17 protein-coding genes are annotated in these 22,145 nt (G+C 65.6%); 3 read left to right on the top strand and 14 right to left on the bottom strand.

Going from position 1 to position 22,145, the window contains the following annotated elements; all coding sequences use genetic code 11:
- Positions 1 to 9 precede the first annotated feature (9 nt).
- The 9 genes from AC1DX2_RS03975 to AC1DX2_RS03935 all read right to left on the bottom strand — a co-directional run bounded on the left by AC1DX2_RS03975 (position 10) and on the right by AC1DX2_RS03935 (position 11,367).
- Positions 10 to 612 (bottom strand): GspH/FimT family pseudopilin, encoded by a 603-nt coding sequence (locus AC1DX2_RS03975; protein WP_477194986.1) that lies wholly within the window; start codon positions 610 to 612, stop codon positions 10 to 12.
- Entirely contained in the window at positions 609 to 1,130 is a 522-nt protein-coding gene (locus AC1DX2_RS03970; RefSeq protein ID WP_477194985.1) for a type IV pilin protein, read from the bottom strand. The genes AC1DX2_RS03975 and AC1DX2_RS03970 overlap by 4 nt, the downstream gene beginning before the upstream one ends.
- Positions 1,127 to 6,070 carry a pilus assembly protein gene (locus AC1DX2_RS03965; protein ID WP_477194984.1) on the bottom strand — a complete coding sequence of 1,648 codons (4,944 nt, stop codon included), beginning with the start codon at positions 6,068 to 6,070 and terminating at the stop codon, positions 1,127 to 1,129. The genes AC1DX2_RS03970 and AC1DX2_RS03965 overlap by 4 nt, the downstream gene beginning before the upstream one ends.
- A 13-nt stretch (positions 6,071 to 6,083) precedes the next feature.
- A complete protein-coding gene (locus AC1DX2_RS03960; RefSeq protein ID WP_477194983.1) occupies positions 6,084 to 6,692 on the bottom strand; it encodes a pilus assembly PilX family protein in 609 nt (202 codons plus the stop codon).
- Position 6,693: 1 nt separating this feature from the next.
- Positions 6,694 to 7,785 carry a PilW family protein gene (locus AC1DX2_RS03955; RefSeq protein ID WP_477194982.1) on the bottom strand — a complete coding sequence of 364 codons (1,092 nt, stop codon included), beginning with the start codon at positions 7,783 to 7,785 and terminating at the stop codon, positions 6,694 to 6,696.
- 2 nt (positions 7,786 to 7,787) lie between these two features.
- A complete protein-coding gene (pilV, locus tag AC1DX2_RS03950; RefSeq protein ID WP_477194981.1) occupies positions 7,788 to 8,408 on the bottom strand; it encodes a type IV pilus modification protein PilV in 621 nt (206 codons plus the stop codon).
- A 146-nt stretch (positions 8,409 to 8,554) separates the two neighbouring features.
- On the bottom strand, positions 8,555 to 9,004 hold the full coding sequence (gene nrdR, locus AC1DX2_RS03945; protein WP_477194980.1) for a transcriptional regulator NrdR: 450 nt from the start codon (positions 9,002 to 9,004) through the stop codon (positions 8,555 to 8,557).
- 22 nt (positions 9,005 to 9,026) lie between these two features.
- Positions 9,027 to 10,271 carry a serine hydroxymethyltransferase gene (gene glyA / locus AC1DX2_RS03940; RefSeq protein WP_477194979.1) on the bottom strand — a complete coding sequence of 415 codons (1,245 nt, stop codon included), beginning with the start codon at positions 10,269 to 10,271 and terminating at the stop codon, positions 9,027 to 9,029.
- 265 nt (positions 10,272 to 10,536) lie between these two features.
- A complete protein-coding gene (locus AC1DX2_RS03935) occupies positions 10,537 to 11,367 on the bottom strand; it encodes a lytic transglycosylase domain-containing protein (RefSeq protein WP_477194978.1) in 831 nt (276 codons plus the stop codon).
- Positions 11,368 to 12,187: 820 nt separating this feature from the next.
- On the opposite strand from AC1DX2_RS03935, the gene AC1DX2_RS03930 reads away from it, so the two are divergent.
- A complete protein-coding gene (locus AC1DX2_RS03930) occupies positions 12,188 to 14,926 on the top strand; it encodes a DUF349 domain-containing protein (RefSeq protein WP_477194977.1) in 2,739 nt (912 codons plus the stop codon).
- Between the two features lie 97 nt (positions 14,927 to 15,023).
- Complete coding sequence (locus tag AC1DX2_RS03925) at positions 15,024 to 16,643, top strand: GAF and HD-GYP domain-containing protein (RefSeq protein WP_477194976.1); 1,620 nt, start codon at positions 15,024 to 15,026, stop codon at positions 16,641 to 16,643.
- Between the two features lie 27 nt (positions 16,644 to 16,670).
- On the opposite strand, the gene AC1DX2_RS03920 is transcribed toward AC1DX2_RS03925, so the two are convergent.
- The 5 genes from AC1DX2_RS03920 to AC1DX2_RS03900 all read right to left on the bottom strand — a co-directional run bounded on the left by AC1DX2_RS03920 (position 16,671) and on the right by AC1DX2_RS03900 (position 21,065).
- Positions 16,671 to 17,480, bottom strand: a complete 810-nt coding sequence (locus tag AC1DX2_RS03920) for a UDP-2,3-diacylglucosamine diphosphatase (RefSeq protein WP_477194975.1) — start codon at positions 17,478 to 17,480, stop codon at positions 16,671 to 16,673.
- Between the two features lie 26 nt (positions 17,481 to 17,506).
- Positions 17,507 to 18,013: a peptidylprolyl isomerase gene (locus tag AC1DX2_RS03915; RefSeq protein WP_477194974.1), complete on the bottom strand. Its 507-nt coding sequence runs from the start codon at positions 18,011 to 18,013 to the stop codon at positions 17,507 to 17,509.
- A 9-nt stretch (positions 18,014 to 18,022) separates the two neighbouring features.
- Positions 18,023 to 18,637 (bottom strand): peptidylprolyl isomerase, encoded by a 615-nt coding sequence (locus AC1DX2_RS03910; protein WP_477194973.1) that lies wholly within the window; start codon positions 18,635 to 18,637, stop codon positions 18,023 to 18,025.
- Positions 18,634 to 19,884, bottom strand: a complete 1,251-nt coding sequence (locus AC1DX2_RS03905; protein ID WP_477194972.1) for a L,D-transpeptidase family protein — start codon at positions 19,882 to 19,884, stop codon at positions 18,634 to 18,636. The genes AC1DX2_RS03910 and AC1DX2_RS03905 overlap by 4 nt, the downstream gene beginning before the upstream one ends.
- 92 nt (positions 19,885 to 19,976) lie before the next feature.
- Positions 19,977 to 21,065 (bottom strand): L,D-transpeptidase Cds6 family protein, encoded by a 1,089-nt coding sequence (locus AC1DX2_RS03900; RefSeq protein ID WP_477194971.1) that lies wholly within the window; start codon positions 21,063 to 21,065, stop codon positions 19,977 to 19,979.
- Positions 21,066 to 21,452: 387 nt separating this feature from the next.
- On the opposite strand from AC1DX2_RS03900, the gene AC1DX2_RS03895 reads away from it, so the two are divergent.
- Positions 21,453 to 22,103 (top strand): DNA-3-methyladenine glycosylase family protein, encoded by a 651-nt coding sequence (locus tag AC1DX2_RS03895; RefSeq protein WP_477194970.1) that lies wholly within the window; start codon positions 21,453 to 21,455, stop codon positions 22,101 to 22,103.
- The last annotated feature ends 42 nt before the right edge of the window (positions 22,104 to 22,145 follow it).

Here is a 22,145-nt window from a genome sequence, read left to right as displayed (position 1 = left end):
CCGCCGCGCTCACTGCGGCAACCCGGAGTTGCAGTTGGCGTCCGTGGCGGAAGTCGGGGTGCACACGCGGGCACGTCCCGAGCGGGAGATGATGATCAACCGGGTTTCTTTGCTCGTCAGCGCGCTGGGGACATCATTGCGCGCGATGGACACCACCGAGGCGACGAAGTTGCCGCCCTTGTCCTTGTTGAAGCCCGAGGAATCGAACATCAGGAAGGGCGTGCTGTTGCCCGCCGTGGCGCTGCCAATGCCCGTCACCGTGATGTAGCTGGGCATGGCCTCTTGCTGCTGCACGGTGACGTCGTTGGCGGCGTCATAAGCCCAGGTGCTGGCGGCACCGCTGAGCTTGTGCACGAACACCACCCAGCCGGTGTTCCAGTCGGTGCCGTTGTTGGTCGGCACCACCATTGCATTTTGGCCGCGCTTCATGGCCTCGCCGCGGGCGGCGTTGATGGAAGCCAGCAGCGCATTGGCCGCCGCCGTGAGGTCGGAGTTGCGCTTGAACGTCACCAGATTGGGCGCCGCCACCATCATCAGGATGGCCGCGATCGCGACGGTCACCATCAGCTCGATCAGAGAGAAACCGCGCACCGGGCGCCGCCGGATGTTCATGGCCAGCACAGTTTGAAGGTGCTGGAACTCGAGGCGATTGCAGCTCCGGCCGGGTTGTTGCATAACTTCTGGCCTGTGCTGGTCATGCTGATGGTGCCTACATCCGAGTCGGAGTTCCCCGTCACCGGCGTGGCCGTCACCTGCACGCATTCGTTGGCGGCCGGGGTGGGTGTCCCCGGGCATGAGCCGGCAGACAGCCAATAGGCGGCATTGCTGGTGCTGTCGCCCGAGAAGGTCTTGAATGGCACCGGCGACGGCGACAGGCCGCACGAGGCGACCGCCGTCGCGGTGCCCGACGAGTTGCTGAACTGCTGGTAACAGTTGTACTGCGTCATGTAACGCTCCTGTTGCTGCATCAACTCGACCAGCGCGGTGCGCCCCTGGGCACGCTTGCCCTTGAGCACCGACTTGGTGTAGGCCGGGTAGGCGATGGCCCCCAGGATGCCGATGATGGCCACCACGATCATCAGCTCGATCAGGGTGAAGCCCGACTGCTTGCGAGTGTGTAGGGATTTCATTCGTTCTTCAAATCCTGGTAGTTGTTGATCTGGCGCCAGCTCATGCGGCCGACGACAACGGTGTTGGACTGCTTGACGCCGGTACTGAGCCCACCCGAGCCTGGCGAGAAGTAAACGGAGGTCGTCGTCCTGAGCCGCCTGCCCGTATTGTCATTGGTGCCCGTGGGTGTGGTGGTACTGGTGGTGGTGGCAGTGGAAATGTTCAACACCAGTGGCTCACCGGTAATGCCAACGGTGGAGGTCGTGAAGCTGCCGTTGCCACTGTCAATGTTAACCACGTACTGGTTGCCGCTGCCGCCGCCGGCCACGCAGGCCGCGCCGACGCTGGAGGAACCTGGGATCAGGCTGCCGAAAATCGCATAGTTGCCCACCACCTGGGCGGTGCCGCTCTGGCGCTCACCACTGGTGGCGAAATCGAAATACCATCCGGAACGCTGGCTGGTGTCCGCGTCCGACATGGCGCGGCCCCACTTGAAGGCCGGCACCGTGATGGTGAACGCCGAGGTGCTGACGGTGCCCGCCTGCAAACGGGCGCGTCCGCTGATGATGGCCGAGCCGGCGGGGGAGGAGTCCGCCACCGAACTGCCGCTGTCATACAGCGCGTAGACAGACTGGGTGCTGGTAGTGCTCTTGTCAGCGACCTCCATGTACTTGCCGGTGCCAAACAGGACATAGCGCGAGGCGGGTGTGGGGCCGGCGATGATAGTGGGAGCTGCCACGATGGGCTGGCGGTTGCCGGCGCCATCCTTGGCGATGTAGAAGGGCAAGGCGGCACCGCTGTTCTTGAACGACGACAGGTTGTCAGCCGTCCAGTCGCCTGAGGCCCAGGGTGCGAAGTCCAGCTTCCAGACGTTGCCGTGCAGGTCGCCCACATACAACTGCGTCATGCTGCCATCCGTGCGGCTGAACACCGGCCCCGCATTGATGATGCCCGGCGCCATGGTCACTGCGAGCGTGGCGTCAAAGGGCATGTTCACCTTGAAGTAGTTGGTGCCAAGGGCCCAGGCCGTGGCGGCAGGCTTGTCCAGCGCCAGCAGGAAGATGGTGGGGCTGCCATCGCCGTACAGGTTGGCACTGTTCTTGGCCACATAGCTGTTGACACCGCTGGCCACTACGGCGAACCATCGGTACACGGGCGCTCCGGCGGGGCCGGCGGTATTGATCTTGGCGATGATGGGTCGGCCCATCACGTACCCCATGTCGGCGTCGTCGTTCTGTGTGAACTCCCACATCACCTTGCTGGTGCCGAAACTGGCGGGGTTGGTGACGTCCAGCGCGAACACGCCGCGCCCCCCACCGCCGGTGCCGGACACCAGCACAGTCTTCCAGTCGGTGCCGGCGCCTGAGTTGGCCACTTGGGCCTCGCCCACCTGTGGCGGCCCGTCGACGTAAACCTGGTGGTTGTTGTTGTAGCCCGCGTCGGTCAGGGCGGCCAGCTTGGGCCCCATCCAGCTCGGGATGTAGGCGAACAGTTCGTCACCGGTGACGGCGTTGAAGGCGTGCATCATGCCGTCGTTCGCGCCCACGAACACGGCCGGAGTGCGCCCGGAATTGGTGCCGTAGAAGGAGGCATAGCTGGTGCTCGTAGTGACGAGCGTGGGCGTGCCGGAATAGACCACGCCAGAGTTGATGATGTCACCCAGCAGCTTGTTGCGTGGCCTGAAGGGGTTGCCTTCCTTGGTCTTGTCGCCGCGCAGGTAGTTCAACCGGTCCTGCGCATAGCCATCGGCGGTGGAGGCCGGTGTCAGCTTGGCCAGGTCGGTGCCCAGGGCGGTGCCGTTGACGTTGACCCAGGTGAAGGGGATGGCGTTGAATCCGGTCGAGCCGGCGGGCGCGATGCCGGCCACGATGTTGCGGGTGGTCGATGGCGAGCTGGCCGCCGACATGCGCGCCGCCGCTGTCCAGCTGAAAACGGAATTGCTGAAACTGACGGTACTGGTGCCGCTGACGCTGATGGGAATGGCCAGCAGGTCGCCGCTCCAGTCGGAGGTGTCGAAGGTGCCCTGGTACACCGTGTCGCCGGCCGTGGTCAGGTTCTTGTTCTGGACCGCAGCGCTGGCGATGCTTCGGGCCGCGGCGCCAGCGCGCTTGAAGATCTCGGTGAAGGCGCCCAGCACGTCCTTGGCATTGCCGCTGTTCAGGTAATAAGTGTTGGCCTCGCCCAGGCTGCCGTCCGAGCCGCGCCGCGCAGAGGTGCTGGGCGCCACCGGGAAATCCTGCCAGACGTTGTTGTTGGCGGTGGTGTTGTCGTCCTCGTAGAACGGGTTGCCCTTGGTGTTGTACGGGTTCTTGTCCACGTTGGCGGCGGACTCGAAGCCGCCGTACTTGGAGGCCAGGAACATCTGGTTGGACGTGCGCCGGGTGGCGTCCACGGACTGGGTCGCGAACTCGTTGACGTCAAAGGTGAAGGTTTTCACCCGCAGGCCTGGGCGTGCGAGTGCTGCAGCAGAGGCGGACAATGTCACGGTGGAGCCACCGGTGGTCCAAGTGGTGCCGGGCCGGATGTCGTGCGTGTGCGCCCAATAGGCCATGCCGATGATGGGGCGGTTGGGCACGGAGCCGTTGGCGCTGTTGGGGTTGGTGGCGCTGCGGCTGACATTCTGCCCGTCGCGGTAGGTGGCTAGCGCGGTCTTGTTCTCGAAGTCATAGACCGTCTTGGTCCAACCGGCGCTGTAGGAGAAATCCGGGACGTTGTTGGTCAGGTCCACAGCGGCCATGCGCGTGGGCTCGGCGGTGTTGTTGTCACCGATCACCACGATGTTGCTGCGCTGGCAGGAGTAGTCCCCCGTGGTGCTGCGGCCGCCGCCATACGGATCGGTCCAGGTCTTGGTGATGGGGAAGCCGTCCTCGTGGGATGCGGTGATGGCGCTGCTGCTGTGGGGGACCATGGCCTGCATGCCCTGCAGGTAGCGCAGCGTGTCGTTGTACAGCTCGCCCAAGGGGTCGTAGTACTTGTAGTGGCCTTCGGTGATCAACGCGCCCGCAGCCGTGGAGGTGCGCCCGAACTGGTTCAGGTAGTTGATCACGCCGCTCTTGTTATAGGTGGTGTCACCGTCGGGGTTGGGGTTGAGCACGCCGGTGTTGGCGTTCCATTCGGCGGCCGAATTGGTGCCGGTGGACAGGCCGTTGATGTCGTAGGCGATGGGGCCCACGTACTTCATGGGCGCGCGCAGCACGCCACCCTGGCGACCGGAGCCCGGGCTGGTGACGTGCGGCGTCTCGATCACGTAGCTCATGGCCGCGATGCGCAGCTGGTCGCTGTACTTCTGGATGGCGCCCACCGGCTTGTAGTTGCCGTTGGGATACTGCTGGCACAGGCCGGTGGCGTTGTTGATGAAAATGCCGGGGTCGCGGATGTCTTGCAGGCCGCTGATGGAATTCCTCAGTGCCCAATTGCTGGTGTCGCTGGAAGGGTCGGTGGTGCCGGCGCCGGCGGCGGTGCGCACGTAGGTCTGGCCGTTCAATGCGCTGGCGCGGATGTCACCCACCGCGTAGGTGGTGCCACTGACCCACACCGCTGCCGTGGTGGACGTGACGCTCCAGTTGGCGGTGTCGCTGGACGGGATGGTGGTGCCGGCGCCGGCCACCGTGCGGATGTAGTTGGCCCCGCTATAGGAGCGAACGTCGCCTACCGCGTAGGTGGTGCCGCTGACCCAGGACGTTGCTGGGGTGAAGGTGGCGTCCCAGTTGGTGCCATCGCTGGAGGGAATGGTGGTGCCGGCGCCGGCCACCTTGCGAACGTAGTTCACGCCGCTATAGGAGCGCACATCGCCCACGGCGTAAGTGGTTCCCGATACCCAGGGATAGGCCGCAGCGTTGCAGACCTGGGCCCGGGCGAAGAAGTAGTTATCGGTGCTCAACAGGGGGCGCACGTAGCATCTGCGGGTGCCGCTGGCCGGAGTGCCGAAGGTGGCTGTGTTGCAGGTGTAGGTGCCGGCGTTGACGATCGTCACCTTCCACGTATTGGCCGTGCTGGCCGTGCCGGTGCCGAACCAGACCTCATTGACGCCGGTCGTCGTCCAGGACCCGTTTTCGTTGGCGGCGGCGGTGGCGGTGGCGTCAGCGGGCAGAACCTGGCTGGCGAGGGAGGCGGTGGACCCCACCGTCACGCCGGGGAAGGCTGCGCCCAGTGTGAATTTGTTGGTGGCGGCGGAAGAGCAATCGTTCTGCTGTGTGGCGGTCACATTGGTGGTGCCGAACAGAATGCGGTTCAGTGTGTTGGCAACCCACAGGTCGTTGCTGCCGGCGGCGGTCTGGAGCGCCAGCGGGATGGCGCCAAAGAAGGCCGGCAGGCCGCCCCCAGGCGAGCGCAGCAACTGCTTTTCCGGGAAGTTGGTGCTGTTCATCAGGCAGCGCGAACTGGCATCGCCATTGGGCACCACGGCGCGCTGCAAAATGGTCATCGACGCGGTGTCGACGAAGCGGTCGCCGCCGGACAGCGACAGGCGCAGGATGTCCACCGACGAACTGGACACCCAGTTCAGGAAGTTGCCGCTGAAGGCATCGGCGCACTTGCGATTGTTGGCCGGCCCTATGCGGTCAAACCGCTTGTAGTCCGACGTTGTTTGCGGGCTGACCGGGGTCTCGGCGGGACTGTTGTTGTAGACGTAGCAGCTCTCGGTGTCGTAGTAGCCGATGTAGCCATAGCCGTTGGGGCCGGCGATGCTGTAAGAGTTGTCGGTGGCGGTGTTGGGCGTTTGCACGTACAGCGCGCCCACGGTCGGGAATTCCACTGACAGGGCCAGCGCGATGGTGGGCTTGTCTGCGGTGGCGGCGGCGTACAACGGGTCGGCCGACAGGTTGACGGCCTTGATATTGGGCGCGGTAGCCACGCCGGCGCCGATCACGATGGCGGAGACCACAATCAGGCCGGCAAGCACCGGCCAGCTCAACAACCGTCGATCACGCAGCCATTGCAATTTGGGGTCAAGGGTGTTCATGGAGGGCTCCGTTTCAGGGGCGGTAAATCATTTGCACGACGGCCTGTATGTCTTGGCGCGGGCCAAAACCCATGGCGGTGACGCGGTAAACATAGAGCGAGCTGGGGACGCTCATATTGCGCTCCAGCCAGGTGTCGGCGATAGGCTCAACGACATAGTTCGGCGCGCGGAAGGGCTGCACCCCCTTGCTTGCGGCGCTACCGGCATTGGGCAACGTGCGGCTGGTGAACTGGCCCAGGTAAGCGGTGTTGGTGTTGCTGGTGAAGTCCACCGTCAACCAGGCAGGCTTGCCGGAAGTGACCATAGAGCACAGTCCCACGGCATCCCCGGTGCCACAACCGGCAATGAACACGCTGATGTTCTTGGAGTCGAACTTGTCGCGGCGGGTGGAGGTGGCGGGGCCGGTGATGTCGTTCTCGGCGTCAATCAGGCCTTCTTCGGCCGCCTGCCAGGCGACCTGCATGTCGCGGTCATTGCGCGCGCTGCGCTCACTCATCATGGCGATCTGGATGCCGCCGACGCCGACAATGGAAACCACGATCAGAATCAGCATGATCATGATCAGCGAGGCGCCGCGCTGCCGGTACGCGGTCGGGCGGTGAAGGGTGCTGTGGCGCGGCATCTCAGCTTCCTTGTTCGTTGCGCAGGTGGACCGTGAACGTCACCGTCTGGCGCAAGCGGCCGTCCGAAGCAGGTGTCAGGCGGGTGCCGGTGTCGGTGGTGGAAGAAAGCGCGGTTCCGACGCCCGCACCGGAAGCTGAGGGCGCCGCGCCCAGCGCGTAGAAGGTGGAGGAGCCGCTGGTGTTCTGCGCCGAGCCGGGCGCCCCACGCAACACCATGCCGATGCGCAGCGCGCGCACGCGGCGCCAGTTGTTGTAGGACTGGTCACTGACGGGGTCGCCGCCGACCACCATCTGATCCGCCCGGATGAAGGTCTTGGGCATGAAGCCGTAGGTGTTGCCGGAAGCCGGGGTCGACGGGTTCAGCATCGTTGACGCGGTCAGCGGCGTGACGCCGTCCGCGCCGTACAACAACTGGAAGGTGTCCACGCCCCGGATCAGCGCGGTGGTGGTGTAGGTGTTGGTGCTAGAAGGGAGCAGCGTGGTGCACATCAGAGACGGCTCGGTGTCGCCGATGGGTACCTGCACATGCAGGATGCTGATCAGCCGGTCGTCCCTGCTGGACGGTGCTGTGGCAGAACCGTTTCCGGAGCAGTCGATCATTGACTTGTCGGCCACGCCGGAGCCGGGGAAGGTTTCGACCGTCTGGTAGCGCAACACCAGGATGTCGCTGCCGTTGATGGAGGAGCCGCTGCCGTTGGCCAAGCCGGACAGCGGGTCCGTGCCGGCTGCGGTCACGGCGGCAGAGATGGCGGCGTTGTTGAAGCCGAAGATATTGGGCGCCGGGTTGGAAGATGCGCCAGCCAGGTTGGTGATCCGGCCGGCCGTGGCGAAGTTCACGTCCTTGAAGCCGCTTTGCACGCCCAGGCGCTGGATCAGCTCGGTGGCGAAGCGCCCGTTGTCGCGCAATTGCGAGGCCGCATCCACGGTGCTGAAGCCCTGGCGGCTGACCACCAGGGCGGAGATAGCGGCCAGTGCCAGTACGCCGCTGATGGCCATGGCCACCATCAGCTCGACCATGGTTAGGCCGCGCTGCGCGGCCCACGGCGAATGCGAAGTGGCGCGGCCGGGGAGGGACAATCTGCTGTACATCATGGTCAGATTCCTGCGGTGACGGGGTAGACCACGCCGGGCCGGCTCCCGCTGTCGGTCACCCGTTCGATGGCGGAAGCGGCGGTGGCGGCCCGGTTGATGGAGCCGCGCGTCCAGCCGATCTTGATGACGAAGATGTCACCGCCATTGGTGCAGTCCCAGATCGGCAGGCCGCCGCTGTCATAGGGCGCCGAATCGCGGCAGACCACCACCCGGGCCCCAGGCAGATCGGCATTCACACGGGCCAGCCACTCGGTCGTTTGAGCCTGGGCCACATCGAGGTTGGTGGAGCAGCCGCTGCCCATGTTGAGGCAATAGTTGGCCGTGTTGGTGGTGGTGCCGCCGCAGGTGACGCCGGACGGGCACACCAGGTAGCCGTTGTCCGCGGCCGTGAGGCCGGTGCCCTGGCCCTTGTTGCTGCGCATCATTTCGCCCATTTCACGCGAGAACTCGGCGGCGACGGACTGCAACCGGGCTTCGCGGTTGCCTTTCAGCGCCGCCGCCTGCAGGCCCACCATGCCCAGCAACCCGAAGGACAGCACGATGATGGACACCAGCACCTCCACCATGGAGAAGCCCACCTGCGAGCGGCGGGAGAGGGGGGTAGAGCGGCTGACAGAATCCATGAATGCCCTCGTGACTCGGGCACCGCGCCCGATGCCCAAATGGTACGCACAAAGGGCAGTCGAGGCGATAGCCCGGACGACCGCTCATCAAGCGGATTTGACCGCTGGGCGGCTATCGGGCCAAAAGGGGCTGTCTGAAGGCGACGCTAACGCCGTACCTCGTCCACCAGCGTCTTGAACTCGTCGATGTCCTCAAAGCTGCGGTAGACGCTGGCAAAGCGCACATAGGCCACCTTGTCCAGCTTCTTGAGCTCGCGCATCACCAGTTCACCGATGCGGTTGGACGGCACTTCGCGCACGCCCAGGTTCAGCAGCTTTTCCTCGATGCGCTCAATGGCGCTGTCAACCTGCTCGGTGCTGACCGGGCGCTTGCGCAACGCCAGGTTCAGCGAGGCCAGCAGCTTGGCGCGTTCGAACTCGATGCGCCGGCCGTCCTTTTTGACGATGGAGGGGAAATTGACGTCCGGGCGCTCATAGGTGGTGAAGCGCTTTTCACAGGCGCCGCATTGGCGGCGCCTGCGGATGAAGTCGCCATCCTCGGAAATGCGCGTCTCCACCACCTGGGTTTCGGTGTGGCTGCAGAACGGGCATTTCACGTACGGTGCTCCTGAGTTGAGGTTACTTGTAGACCGGGAAGCGGGCCGTCAGTTCCGCCACCTTGACGCGGACCGCAGCAATATTGGCCTCGTCGCGCGGGTTGTCCAGCACATCGGCGATCAGGTTGGCCGTCAAACGCGTTTCCTCGTCCTTGAAGCCGCGCGTGGTCAGCGCCGGCGTGCCGATGCGCACGCCGCTGGTCACCATGGGCTTTTCCGGGTCGTTCGGGATGGCATTCTTGTTGATGGTCATGTGGGCGCTGCCCAGCACGGCTTCGGCTTCCTTGCCGGTGATGCCCTTGGCCCGCAGGTCCACCAGCATCACGTGGCTTTCGGTGCGGCCGCTGACGATGCGCAGGCCGCGCTCGGTCAGCGTCTGCGCCATCACCTTGGCGTTCGTCATCACCTGCTGCTGGTAGGTCTTGAACTCGGGCGCCAGCGCCTCCTTGAAGGCCACCGCCTTGGCGGCGATCACGTGCATCAGCGGGCCGCCCTGCAGGCCGGGGAAGATGGCGCTGTTGATGGCCTTCTCGTGCTGGGCCTTCATCAGGATGATGCCGCCGCGCGGGCCGCGCAGGCTTTTGTGGGTGGTGGACGTCACCACATCGGCATGCGGCACCGGGTTGGGGTACAGGCCGGCGGCAATCAGGCCGGCGTAGTGGGCCATGTCCACCATGAAGATGGCGCCCACGTCTTTCGCCACCTTGGCGAAGCGCGCGAAGTCAATGGCCAGCGAATAGGCCGAGGCACCGGCAATGATCAGCTTGGGGCGGGTTTCGTGCGCCTTGCGTTCCATGGCGTCGTAGTCCAGGGCCTCATTGGCGTCCAACCCATAGGAGACAACATTGAACCACTTGCCGCTCATGTTCAGCGCCATGCCGTGCGTCAGGTGGCCGCCTTCGGCCAGGCTCATGCCCATGATGGTGTCGCCCGGCTTCAGGAAGGCCAGGAACACCGCCTCGTTGGCAGAGGCACCGCAGTGCGCCTGCACGTTGGCGGCTTCGGCGCCGAAGATCTGCTTCACGCGGTCGATGGCCAGTTGCTCCACCACGTCCACATATTCACAGCCGCCGTAGTAGCGCTTGCCGGGGTAGCCTTCGGCATACTTGTTGGTCAGCTGCGAACCCTGCGCGGCCAGCACGGCGGGCGAAGCGTAGTTTTCGCTGGCGATCAGCTCGATGTGGTCTTCCTGGCGCTGGTGCTCGGCCTGGATGGCGGCCCACACTTCAGGGTCGGTCTGTGCTACGAGGATGTTGCGGTTGTACATGTTGGCAGTCCTTTGAGACGGTGTGCCTTGTGTGAAAACAAGGGCTGCCCAGGCGCACGGCTGAACACACAGGCTCCGCCGCTTGCGGCCAGGGCCTGGCGGCACGCTCCCCAGTGGTGGTCCACGTCAGCGCCCGGCCGCCAGGGGCGGGGGGCGCCTATCGCCAGTCGCGTGCAATGCGGAGTTTAACCGAGGTGGCGCGCACTGTGGGGCCATCGCACCAGGCGCGAAGGCTCAGGAACTGGAGAGTTCAGGAAAGGCCAGTTCAGGAACTGGCCAGGGCCGCCACTTTTTCGGCTTGCGCCTCGTCGTGCTGTGGGGCCGGAGCTGCCACCGGCACGGTCTGCACCGCCGGTGCGGCCGGCATGGGCAGCGGCACCACACGGCCAGTGGCCACCATCTGCAGCCGGGCGTGCTCGGCCATCACCTTGGCGGTGTAGCCGCCGTCGTCTTCGCTGTTGCCGGCGCCGACGTACAGCCGCAGCCCGCCAGCCAGCGAGCCGGCACGCGCCACGCAATCCTGCAGCACCTTGGCACCGACCCGCAGGTTGCTCACCGGGTCGAAAGCGGCCAGTTTGCCGCCGAAGTACTGGTATTTGTCGCTGTGGATATTGGTCATCACCTGCATCAGGCCCTGGGCGCCCACCGCGCTCTGGGCAAACGGGTTGAAGCCGGATTCCACCGCCATCACGGCCAGAATCAGCGTCGGGTCCATCTTGTTGCGGCTGCCGATGTCATAGGCTTCCACCACCAGGGCGCTGACCGGCTCTGGCGCCACATGGTACTTTTTGCTCAGCCAATAGGCCACTGCGGCCTGCTGCTTGGGCAGGTCCTTGGGGTTGCTGGCGGTGGCGCGGTCGATGGCGTCGGTTTCCACCTCCATGCCCAGCAGGGCGACCTGGCGGGTTTGCAACCAGCCAAACAGCTGGGTTTCGCCAGCTTCGCGCAATTCAGGCCGCACCGTCAGGGTCAGCACGGCAAACACCACGACCAGGCCCAGCAGGGCAAAGCCGTTGTGCGTGATCTCAAAAAACCCTTGGGCCACATCGGTCGCGAAGACGCTCAGGGCTCGGGTGAACTTGTTGGACGCTGTCATAGCACTTCCTTCTTTCGCGAAGATTCCACGTCCAGGCATTGCTTTGCGCAGTGGCCGGGCTGTGAATGCCTCGTTTGGGTTGGTACGCCATCAGGGCTGCGCCGTGTGTTGTTGACGGCGGCTAGCCCGATATGCCGGGGTCGGCAGCGAGATTCGGGTAATCCCTCATCAGGAGGGGATGCGGGATTCTAGGGGGTGTTTATATATCAAGTCAACAATATGAAACTGATTTTATATTCCGAAACAATTTAGTTTGGCGCCGATTTTCGCTGAAAAGGGCGCAGAAATCCAAGTCATTTGCCCGATGGCGGTGGCGCTTGTCATTGAAATTTCGATTTGAAAAAATGGTGGCGGCTCACTAGACTGGCGTGGCCTGTCACCTGATGGGCAACCAGTCGGCAGTAGCCAGTCCCCGCCGCGAGGCGGCTGTGATGAAGCGATCCCGGCGAAACATTGGAGGCAATCTCTTGCTTCCACGCAGTGTGGGACTCGACTCTCCCCATTGCGAAACCCGAGACGGCATGGGCCTAGTGCCAGCCGTCGAGCCCGGCGGCCTGGCGTTTCGTCAACCGACCGGGCTTTCTTTTGCCTGCGCGCCCGGCCGGACGATTTGGCGGGTTTCGTGCCGCTTTTCCTGCGTTCGCCGGCCTTGGTGCAGTGGCCTGGTTGCGGTCTCTCTATATATGTTGGCCCGTGCAGAAGGCTGTAGTCCGCAGGGGCCTGCGTTCCCAATTTGCAAATCAAGGCGAAAATAGCGGTTTGGCATTTTTGCCAACCACTTTTTTGAAATTGCTTTCACGTGTCCCAAGCCGCCAATAAATTGCACGAACCCCATCCGCTGGACGCCCTGACCGACGGTGCCTTTTCCGCCTCTACCTCCGGCGAGCGCGCTGCCCGCGTGCGCGAGTGGTTGGCCAAGGAGCCCTCGGCCCAGCAGATGCAGGAGGTGTTCAAGGAACTCAGTGTCAAGGACAAGGGCGCGGCCAAGCTGCTGCGCGAGAAGCTGGACGAGCTCAAGCGTGCCAAGGGGCAGGAGGTGATTGCCCAGGAGTGGGCCGGCAAGGCCCAGGCCCTGCTGGACGCACCACGGCTGAACATCGCCGACGCCATGGCCTGGCAGCGCGACGCCGCCAAGGCTGGCGCGCCGCTGAGCCGCGAGCCGCTGGCCCAGTTGAAGGCCCAGTTGGCCGAGCGGGTCAAGATCATCGAGGACCTGCAGCACCGGGTGCAGGTGCAACGCGAGGCCGCCGTGCTGCTGGCCCAGCGCATCGAGGTGCTGTCCACCAAGTCCTGGCGCGACGCCCAGGCCGCGTGGGAGGCCCTGCAGGCCGACGTCAACAACTGGCAAACCCAGGCCGCCACGCTGCCGGTGGACGCCAATTGGGCCAGCGTGGAGGCCAAGTTCCCGCCGCTGCTGGAGGCTTCGCGCGCCCAGTTGCTGGCGGTGTGGGAGGCCTTCAAGACCGCGCTGGAGCAGACGGTGGCGGCCTCCACCGACGCCACGGCACCGTTGCCGCCGGTGCCGGTGTGGGCGGACGAGTTGCGCCAGTTGCGCGGCCTGCCAGCGGAACCCGTGGCCAAGGCCCCGAAGCCGCCCAAGCCATCCATCCCCCCCGAGCAACGCGCGCAGGCCACGGCTGCCGTGCAAGAGGTGCTGGCCAAGCTGGAGCAGGAAATCGCCGAGGGCCACGGCAAGGCCAGCGCTGGCGCCGCCGCTGCGCTGCGCAATGCATTGAAAGAGCATGGCCGGCTGATCGACGACAAGCTCGAAGCCCAGGTCCATGCCGCACTGGGAGCTGCCGGCGAGCTGGAAGGCTGGCAGCGCTGGCGCGCCGACCAACTGCGCGAGGAGCTGGTGGCCAAGGCCGAGGCGCTGCTCAAGCGCCCCGACGGCCAGGCGCTGGGCGGGCGCAAGATGCAGGAAAGCCTGCGCGCCCTGCGCGAGCAATGGAAGCAGACCGACCAGGGCGGCGTGCCCAACCATGCTGCCTGGAAGCGGTTTGACGAGGCCTGCAACGAAGCCTACAAGGTGGTGCAGGCCTGGCTGGACAAGGTCAAGGCCGAGGCTGCCGAACACCGTGGCCAGCGGCTGGCGCTGATTGAAGAGTTGAAAGCCTGGGCCGCCGACAACACGGTGGCCAAGGACGATGACTGGAAGGGCTTCAACCGCGTTCTGCACCAGTTCAGCGACCGCTGGCGCGATGCCGGCCACCTGAGCGAAAAGGCCTTTGCCGAAATGCAACCGCAGTGGAAGGCCGCCATGGCCGCCGCCAGCGCCCCGCTGGAGGCGCTGCAGCAGCAGAGCATGGCCGTGCGCCAGGCCATGGTTGAGGAGGCGGCCCAGCTGGGGGCCGCGCCCATGCTGCGCATAGACGCCGTCAAATCCCTGCAACAGCGCTGGCAGGCCGAGGCGCACCGGGTGCCGCTGGAGCGGCGCCAGGAGCAAAAACTGTGGGATGCTTTCCGCAAGCCCATCGATGACGCCTTCAACCGCAAGACCGCCGAGCGTGAAAAGGCCAACACCGCCCTGAGCGAGCGCGACCGCGCGGTGCTGGACGCCGCCAAGGCGCTGGAGGCTGCCAACCAGTCAGGCAACGCCCAGGCCATCAGCGCTGCCATGGCGGGGCTGGACGCCGCGCTGCGCGGCCAGGCCCAGGCCAAGGCGCAAGCCCAGGTGGCGGCTGCTGCCGTGCCTGCCGCTGAAGCCATGGGCAACCCTGCCACGGGTGACGACGCTGCGACCCCCGCCAGCCCCGCAGAGGGCGAAGCCGCTGGTGAAGCAGCGTCCGAAGCCACGCCAGGCGATGCAGCGCAGGGGACTTCCGGCGCAGCGCCGGCCGCCCCGGCGCCTGCACCCAAGGCCGTACCCAAGCCGGTGGTGGCTGTGCGGGGTGACGACCGCCCCGGCATGCGAAAGGCCGAGCCTGCGCCTGCCGGGCGCGGTGGCCGCTTTGGCGACCGCAAGGACGCCGCCCGTGGCGGCCGTGATGCGCGCCCCGGCCGCCCGGATGACCGTGGCCCGCGTGGCGACGGGGGGCGTGATGCCGGCCGTGGCCGCTTTGGCGGTGAGGAGCGCAGTTTTGACGCCGCGCCGCGCCTGGGCGACGCCGCCTTCCGTGCCCAGCGCGAAGCGCTGGAGCATGCCCAACTGGCACTGAAAAAGCTGGCCGCCCAAGCCCATGGCGAGGCGCTGACCCAGCTGCTGAGCGCCTGGGAGCATCGCGATGCGGCCAAGTTGCCGGGCGCGCAGGAACTGGGCGGCAAGGTCAGCTCGGGCACCCGCGGCGCCTGGGCCCAGGCGTTGGGCCAGCCGGCGCAATCGGTCAAAGGCCAGGCCGACACCGCCCTGCTGCGGCTGGAAATGGCCGCCGAGGCGCCTACGCCGGCCGAACACCTGGACGCGCGGCGCGCGCTGCAGTTGCAGCTGCTGACGCGGCGCAACGACCCGGCACCGGGCCAGACCTGGGGCCTGGACACGGCGACCGTGCTGGCCAGCGACTTTGACGGCGCGGCGGCACGCCGGTTGCAGAACACGCTGCGCCTGCTGCTGAAAAAGTAGGGCGCAGGCGCCCATGGTGGCATGATGTGGCCAGGCGCGTTGTGCGAGGTGTTTGGGAGCGCCGTAGAAGTACCGTCAGCGTACATAAGGAGTTGGCATGGAATCAGCGGGAGACCTGTTTTTAAGGCTGGAGCGGCTCAACAACATCGGCGTCTCCCTGTCCAAGGAGCGGGACATCAACCGCTTGCTGGAGTCCATCCTGGTGGCCGCCAAGAGCATCACGCATGCCGACGGCGGCACCTTGTACCGCGTGACCGAGGACGGCAGCGCGCTGCGCTTCGAGATCCTGCGCACTGACTCGCTGGACATCAAGATGGGCGGCACCTCAGGCGTGCCCATCAACTTCCCCAACCTGCCGCTGACCAACGAGACCGGCGGCCCCAACGATTCGGCAGTGGCTGCCTATGCCGCCATCCACAGCCAGACCGTCAACATTGCCGACGCCTACACCGAGCCCAATTTCGACTTCACCGGCACGCGGCGTTTTGATGCCCGCACCGGCTACCGCTCGCAGTCCTTCCTCACGGTGCCGATGAAGAACCACGAGGGCGAGGTGATCGGCGTGCTGCAACTGCTCAATGCGCTGGACCCGGAGACGAAAAAGGTGGTGCCGTTTTCGGTCGCTGACCAGGGCCTGGCCGAATCGCTGGCCTCGCAGGCCGCCATTGCCTTGAGCAACCGCATGCTGATGTCGCAGCTGGAAGCGCTGTTCGAATCCTTCATCAACCTGATCAACCTGGCGATCGACGAAAAGTCACCTTACACCGGCGGCCACTGCCAGCGCGTGCCGGCGCTCACGCTGATGCTGGCCGACGCCGCCGCCGCGGTTTCCGAGGGGCCGCTGGCCGCCTTTGCCATGAGCGACAGCGACCGCTATGAGCTGAAGATTGCCGGCCTGCTGCACGACTGCGGCAAGGTGACCACGCCGGTGCACGTGGTGGACAAGGCCACCAAGCTGCAGACCATCTTCGACCGCATCGCGCTGGTGGACACCCGCGTCGAGGTGCTCAAGCGCGATGCCGAGATCGCTGCGCTGCGCCAGCAGTTGGCTCTGCGCGCCTGCGCCAACCCCGAGGCCGAGGCCGCCATCACCCAGACCTGCCGCCAGACCCTGGACACGCTGGACGCCGAGCGCGAATTCCTGCGCACCGTCAACAAGGGCGGCGAGGCGATGAAGGATGATGATCTGAACCGCATACGCGCCATAGGCACAGGCCGTACCTGGCGCGATCCGGAGGGGCTGGCGGCCGATTTCCTCAGCGCTGAGGAGATGGAGAACCTGACCATACGCGCCGGCACGCTGACCGGTGCCGAGCGCAACATCATCAACCACCACATTGTGGCCACCATCAAGATGCTGGAGCAGTTGCCCTGGCCCAAGCACCTGCGCAACGTGCCTGAATACGCCGGCGGCCACCACGAGCGCATGGACGGCAAGGGCTACCCCAAGGGCCTGACGCGCGAGCAGATGTCGGTGCAGGCGCGGGTGATGGGCATTGCCGACATTTTCGAGGCGCTGACCGCCAGCGACCGGCCCTACAAGCCGGGCATGAAGCTGTCGCAGGCCATGGGCATCATGAACAAGTTCAAGGTCAACGGCCACATCGACCCCGACCTGTTCGACGTCTTCCTCAACCAGGGCATCTACCGCCAGTATGCCGAGAAATTCCTGGCGCCGGCGCAGATCGACGACGTCGATCCGTCCTCTTGGCGCTGAGACGCCGTCGGCCCTTGCGCCTGCCTGTCAGGCCAGCACGGGGTCCATGCGCCGGCAGTCCACCGTGCCATCTGTCTGCAGCACCAGGCGCAGCACTTGCGCGCGCGGCGGGGTGGCTTCCAGGTGCCAGTCGCTCAGCACGATACGCCGCAGGCCATCGCCCATGTCGTGGTCGGCCGGCTGGTGCGTGTGGCCGTGGACCATGGTGGCGGCAGCGGCGGCTTGCAGCCAGGCCCGCACGCCATCGGCGTCCAGGTCACCATAGCTGACGCCGGAGCGCTTGCGCGCCTCGCTTTGCGCCCGCAAGCCGGCGGCGATGACCGCACGCTTGTCCAGGGGCTGCTCCAGGAATTGCCGCTGCCACTGCGGCGCGCGCACCTGGGCGCGAAAGGCCATGTAATCGGCGTCGTCCAGGCACAGCGCGTCGCCATGCGTCAGCAGCCAGCGCCGGCCGCCAAAGGCCAGCGCGGTCGGGTCGCGCAGCAGCGTGACGCCCGTGGCTTGCGCGAAGGCCCGCCCCAGCAGGAAGTCGCGGTTGCCGTGCATGAAGAACAGCGGACGCTGTTGCGCGGTGTCGCGCAACACGGCAGCGCAGGCTTGCTCGAAGGTGTGGCCGGCGGCAGCCTGTGGGGCCAGCACGTCGTCGCCCACCCAGACCTCGAACAAATCGCCCAGCATGAACACCGCGTCGGCCCGCGTGGCCTGCAGGTAGCGCCGCCAGGCCTCGAAGGTGGCGGGCTCCTCGCGGTGCAGGTGCAGATCGGAAATGAAGTCCAGCACGCGCCATGCCGGCGGGGCCGGCAGCTCCGCGATGGGCGGCACGGTGGCGGCGGTCATCGCGGACGCGCTGGCGTGACCGGGCTTTACTTGGCCACGGCCTTTTCCATCACCACGTCTTCCTTGGGCACGTCGTCATGGAAGCCGCGCCGGCCGGTGTCCACGGCGGTGATCTTGTCCACCACGTCGATGCCGCCCACCACCTTGCCGAACACCGCATAGCCCCAGCCCTGGCTGCTGGGCGCTGTGTGGTTCAGGAAGGTGTTGTCTGCGACGTTGATGAAGAACTGCGCGGTGGCCGAGTGCGGGTCGCTGGTGCGCGCCATGGCCACCGAGTACTTGACGTTCTTCAGGCCGTTGTTGGCTTCGTTGTTGACCGGCGCGTCGGTGGCCTTCTGGCTCATGCCCGGCGTGAAACCGCCGCCTTGCACCATGAAGCCGGGAATCACGCGGTGGAACAGCGTGTTGTCGTAATGGCCTTTGTTGACATAGGCCAGGAAGTTTGCCACCGACAGCGGCGCCTTCTCGGCGTCCAGCTCCAGGGTGATGATGCCGTGGCCGGCGATGTGCAATTCGACTTGGGGGTTGCTCATGGGGGTGCCTTATTTGGTGACGAGGGTGACGGAAGTCAGCGTGACGGGCTTGATGGGCACGTCCTTCTGGTTGTCCTTGGTGCCGGTCTTGACGACACTGATTTTATCCACCACGTTCATGCCCGACACCACCTTGCCGAACACCGCGTAGCCGGCCTTGTCGCCTGCCTTGCCGACGTTCAGGCCGTCGTTGTTGTCGACGTTGATGAAGAATTGGTCGGTGGCTGAATTGGGCTCGCCACGCGCCATGGCCAGCGTGCCACGGTCGTTCTTCAGCCCGTTCTTGCTTTCCAGCGGGATCGGTGGGCGGGTGGGGCGCGGCCACAGGTTGGCGTCATAGCCACCGGTCTGCACCACGAAACCCTTGATCACGCGGTTGAACACCGTGCCGTCGAAGTGCTTGTCCTTCATGTACTGCAGGAAATTCTCCACGGTCTTGGGCGCCTTCTCCGGGTACAGCTCGACCACGATGTCGCCCATGGTGGTGGCCAGCGTCACGCGCGGGTTGTTGTTGGCCGGCGCGGCGGGCTTGGCGGCCAGCACGGTGCCTGCTCCGAACAGGCTGATGCCGGCGACCAGTGCGGCGCGGCGCGCCAGGGACAGCTGGCTGAATAACGTCTTCATCCTATGATTCCTTCAAAAAAAATCTTCCATTGGTTACCTTCTCGTATCCAGTACTGCCGTTTGGTGGGGCCGGCGCGGGTGCCGTCGGCCACCTCGCCAAAGGTGACCACCATGGTGTCGGCGCTGTCGGTCCAGCGCAGGTACGAAACGTCTTTGAGCTGGATCGCGCGGCCATGGGCCTTTTCCACCTCGCCGCGCAGCATCGGCGTCCACTCCGTCAGCGTCTTGCCATAGCTGTTGAAGTCGGCGGTGTAGAAGCTCAGCAGCTTGTTCATGTTGCCGGCCGATTTGGCGTTGCGCCAGGCCTGCAGCGCCTCCTCGAAGGGCCGGCTTTGCGTCTGCTGGCCGTTGGCCGCCACCCATTGCAGCTTGGTGGCGATCACCACCGGCGTGGTGCGCACTTCTACCGTGCGGATGATGCGGTCCAGGTCCGGGTTGGCCATCACCACGCAGCCGTCGGTGGCCAGCGGCGCGCGTGCGTACTGGTTGGGCGGCGTGCCATGCAGCCAGATGCCGCGCCCGGTCTTGCCGCGCTTGGCGTCCAGCACATTGGGGTAGTTGATGGGCAGGGCGCCGGCGCCATAGAAGTTGGCCAGCGACTTCGGGTCCAGGTTGCTGGTGATGAAGTACACGCCCAGCGGCGTGCGCAGGTCGCCCTCGGCGCTTTTTTCGGTGCCGGACTTGCCCACCGACACGTAGTAGTCGGCAATCAGCGTCAGGCCGTTGGCGGTGTTCTCGAACAGGTACAGCCGCGAGCGTGACGCGTCCACCGCGATGGCGTGTTTGTTGCGCGGCGCCAGTTGCAGGAACTGTGACGGGATGCTGCCGGCCGCCGGGCGCTCGCGCAGGGCTTTCAGGCGCATCTGCGATTCGTCGCGCAATTCAGCCAGCGCGGCCGCGCCCAGCTTGGCCATGGGGTCGGGCACGTCACCCAGCGTCTTGATGGGACGTATGCGCGCGGCCAGCAGGTCGCCGTAGACCAATTGCGCCAGTTGAAAATTGGGGTAGTCCTGCACCAGGCTTTCGGCTTTGGCCAGGGCCCCGCGGTCCTGGCCTGCGGCCACCAGGCGGTAGACGGCGATCAGCCGCGCCTCTGCCAACCCATCGACGAAGGCATTCTTGGCCGGTTGCGGTGCGGAGGCTGCCGCGTCGGCCTTGGGCGCGCGGCGTGCCGACGCGGCCCAGTCCGGCGTGGCGACCGCCAGCAGCACAGGCAGCGCAAGCAAAGCAAACCGGGGACGGTTCATGCGGTGGCGGGACGAAGAGGGACGAAAAAAGTATGCAACAGTGAGAAGCAAGTGGCGACGGCGCTATCCTAGCCGCAAGCGGGCCGGATGGGTCAACCGCCGGTGGATTCCCGTTGAATCAACCACTTGTCGCCGGACTTGACCAGATCCAGCGTCTTGCGGCTGGACACGGCCAGGCTGTCGGCGCGGTAGTCCTGGCGAAACCGGGCCACCGCCTTGGTGCCATCCACGGCCACCGTCAGGTTTTCCAATTTGACGGTGATGCTGTTCTTGCCCTTGATCTTGCGTTTGCGCTCGTCTTCCCAGGCCGCGCGCGACTGCTTGCCGGGCGGGTTGAAGTCCTTGGCATAGGCGGACAGGTAGGCCGGAATGTCCTTGCCGGCCCAGGCCGCAGCCCAGGCACGCACGGCCTGCTCGGCGGCCTTGCCGCTGTCATCGGACGCCGCCGCTGGCTTGGCGGCCACGACGGGCGTGCTGGCCTTGGGGGCGGCCACAGCGGGTGCTGCCGCCGGTGGCGCAACCGCAGCGGAGGGCGCTGGTGCGGGTGTTGGCGCGGCGGCCGGAGCCGGAACCGGCTTGGCGGGCGCCGGGGCGGGAGCCGGTGCAGGGGGCGCAGGCACGGGGGCGGGTGCCACGCCGTGTGGCGCCTTCAGGTTGGGCGTGAACACCTCGCGTATCAGCGCCAGTTTGGGCTGCACGGCGGCGGTGCTGGTGTTGTCCAGTTGCAGGGCCTTGTTGTAGGCCTGGCTGGCCAGTTTGGCGTACACGTCACCCAGGTTTTCGTGGGCGGTGGAGTAGCTGGGGTTGGTGCGGATGGCCATCTCCAGCGCGGCGCGCGCCTTGTCGTACTGGCCCTGGCCTGCGTACAGCACGGCCAGGTTGTTGTACGGTTCGGGCAGCTCGGGGTAGTCCTCGGTCAGCTTGGTGAAGGTGGAGATGGCGTCGGCCGTCTTGCCGGTGTCGCGCTGTATCACGCCCTTCAGGAAACGCATCTGCGGATCGCGCGGCTTCGCCGCAAGGTAGAGGTCGGCCTTGATGGCGGCCTCGGTCAGCTTGCCGTTGCGCAGCAACTGGTTGACGTCGGCATAGTCGTCGGCGTGGGCCAGGGACAGAGAGGCAACGCTTGCAGCAACACAGAGGAGGCGGATGGCTTTGAACAAGGTGGAACGAGCGTGCTGCATAAAGCCTCTAGGATTCGGGCGCATGGCTGAGTCCCTTACGGAGCACCAAGCGCTATATACTGCGATGAATTGTAGCCCAGGGGTTGCACCGCAACGCCCGGGCCAGACAGCCTGATCATGCACCTGCCGTTTCATCCGCAGCACCAGCAGACCGCCTGCGGATAGAGCGCACCCCCGTTGATGAGTTCCCCCCGCCACCGCACGCTGACGCGTTGCCTGCCGCCGCTATGGGTTGCAGCCGATCCGCGGGGGCGCGCCAGCCTGGATTTGGGCGGCGCAGCGTTCCATCAAATGGGGGATGTGGGGTTTGCCCCCGGGGATGCGTGCTGGCAGGCGTGGCAATAATAATGGTTTGGGAAAAAAATATGCAACAGTCCGGGTTGGGTGATGGCCGCCGATAAGAAGACAGACACACCGGTGTTCACGCCCGACTACTGGGATGCCGCCTGCAAACACCTGCTGAAGAAGGACCGGGTGATGAAGCGCCTGATTCCCGAGTTCGGCGACGCCTGTCTGCAAAGCCGGGGCGACGCCTTCACCACGCTGGCGCGTTCCATCGTGGGGCAGCAGATCTCGGTGAAGGCCGCGCAGACCATGTGGGACCGCTTTGCCAAGCTGCCGCGCAAGATGACACCGGCCAATGTGCTGAAGCTGAAGGTGGACGACATGCGGGCCTGCGGCCTGAGCGCGCGCAAGATCGAGTACCTGGTGGATCTGGCCCTGCATTTTGACAGCGGCGCAATCCACGTAAAATCCTGGGAGGCGATGGAGGACGAAGCCATCATCGCCGAATTGGTCGGCATCCGCGGCATTGGCCGCTGGACGGCTGAGATGTTCCTGATATTCCACTTGATGCGGCCCAATGTGCTGCCGCTGGACGATATCGGCTTGATCAACGGCATCAGCAAGAACTATTTTTCCGGTGAAGATGTGAGCCGCAGCGATGTGCGCGAGGTGGCCGCCGCATGGAATCCTTATTGCAGTGTGGCGACTTGGTATATTTGGCGCTCTCTCGATCCGCTACCCGTGGAATACTGAGAGCTCGTTGGAGCGGGGCAGCGCCCATAGGCGGCCCCAGCA

Source organism: Hylemonella sp. P2_B10 (genome assembly GCF_056404875.1).
Note: the sequence above shows the minus strand (reverse complement) of the source record. Positions and strands in the feature narration are given on the sequence as shown.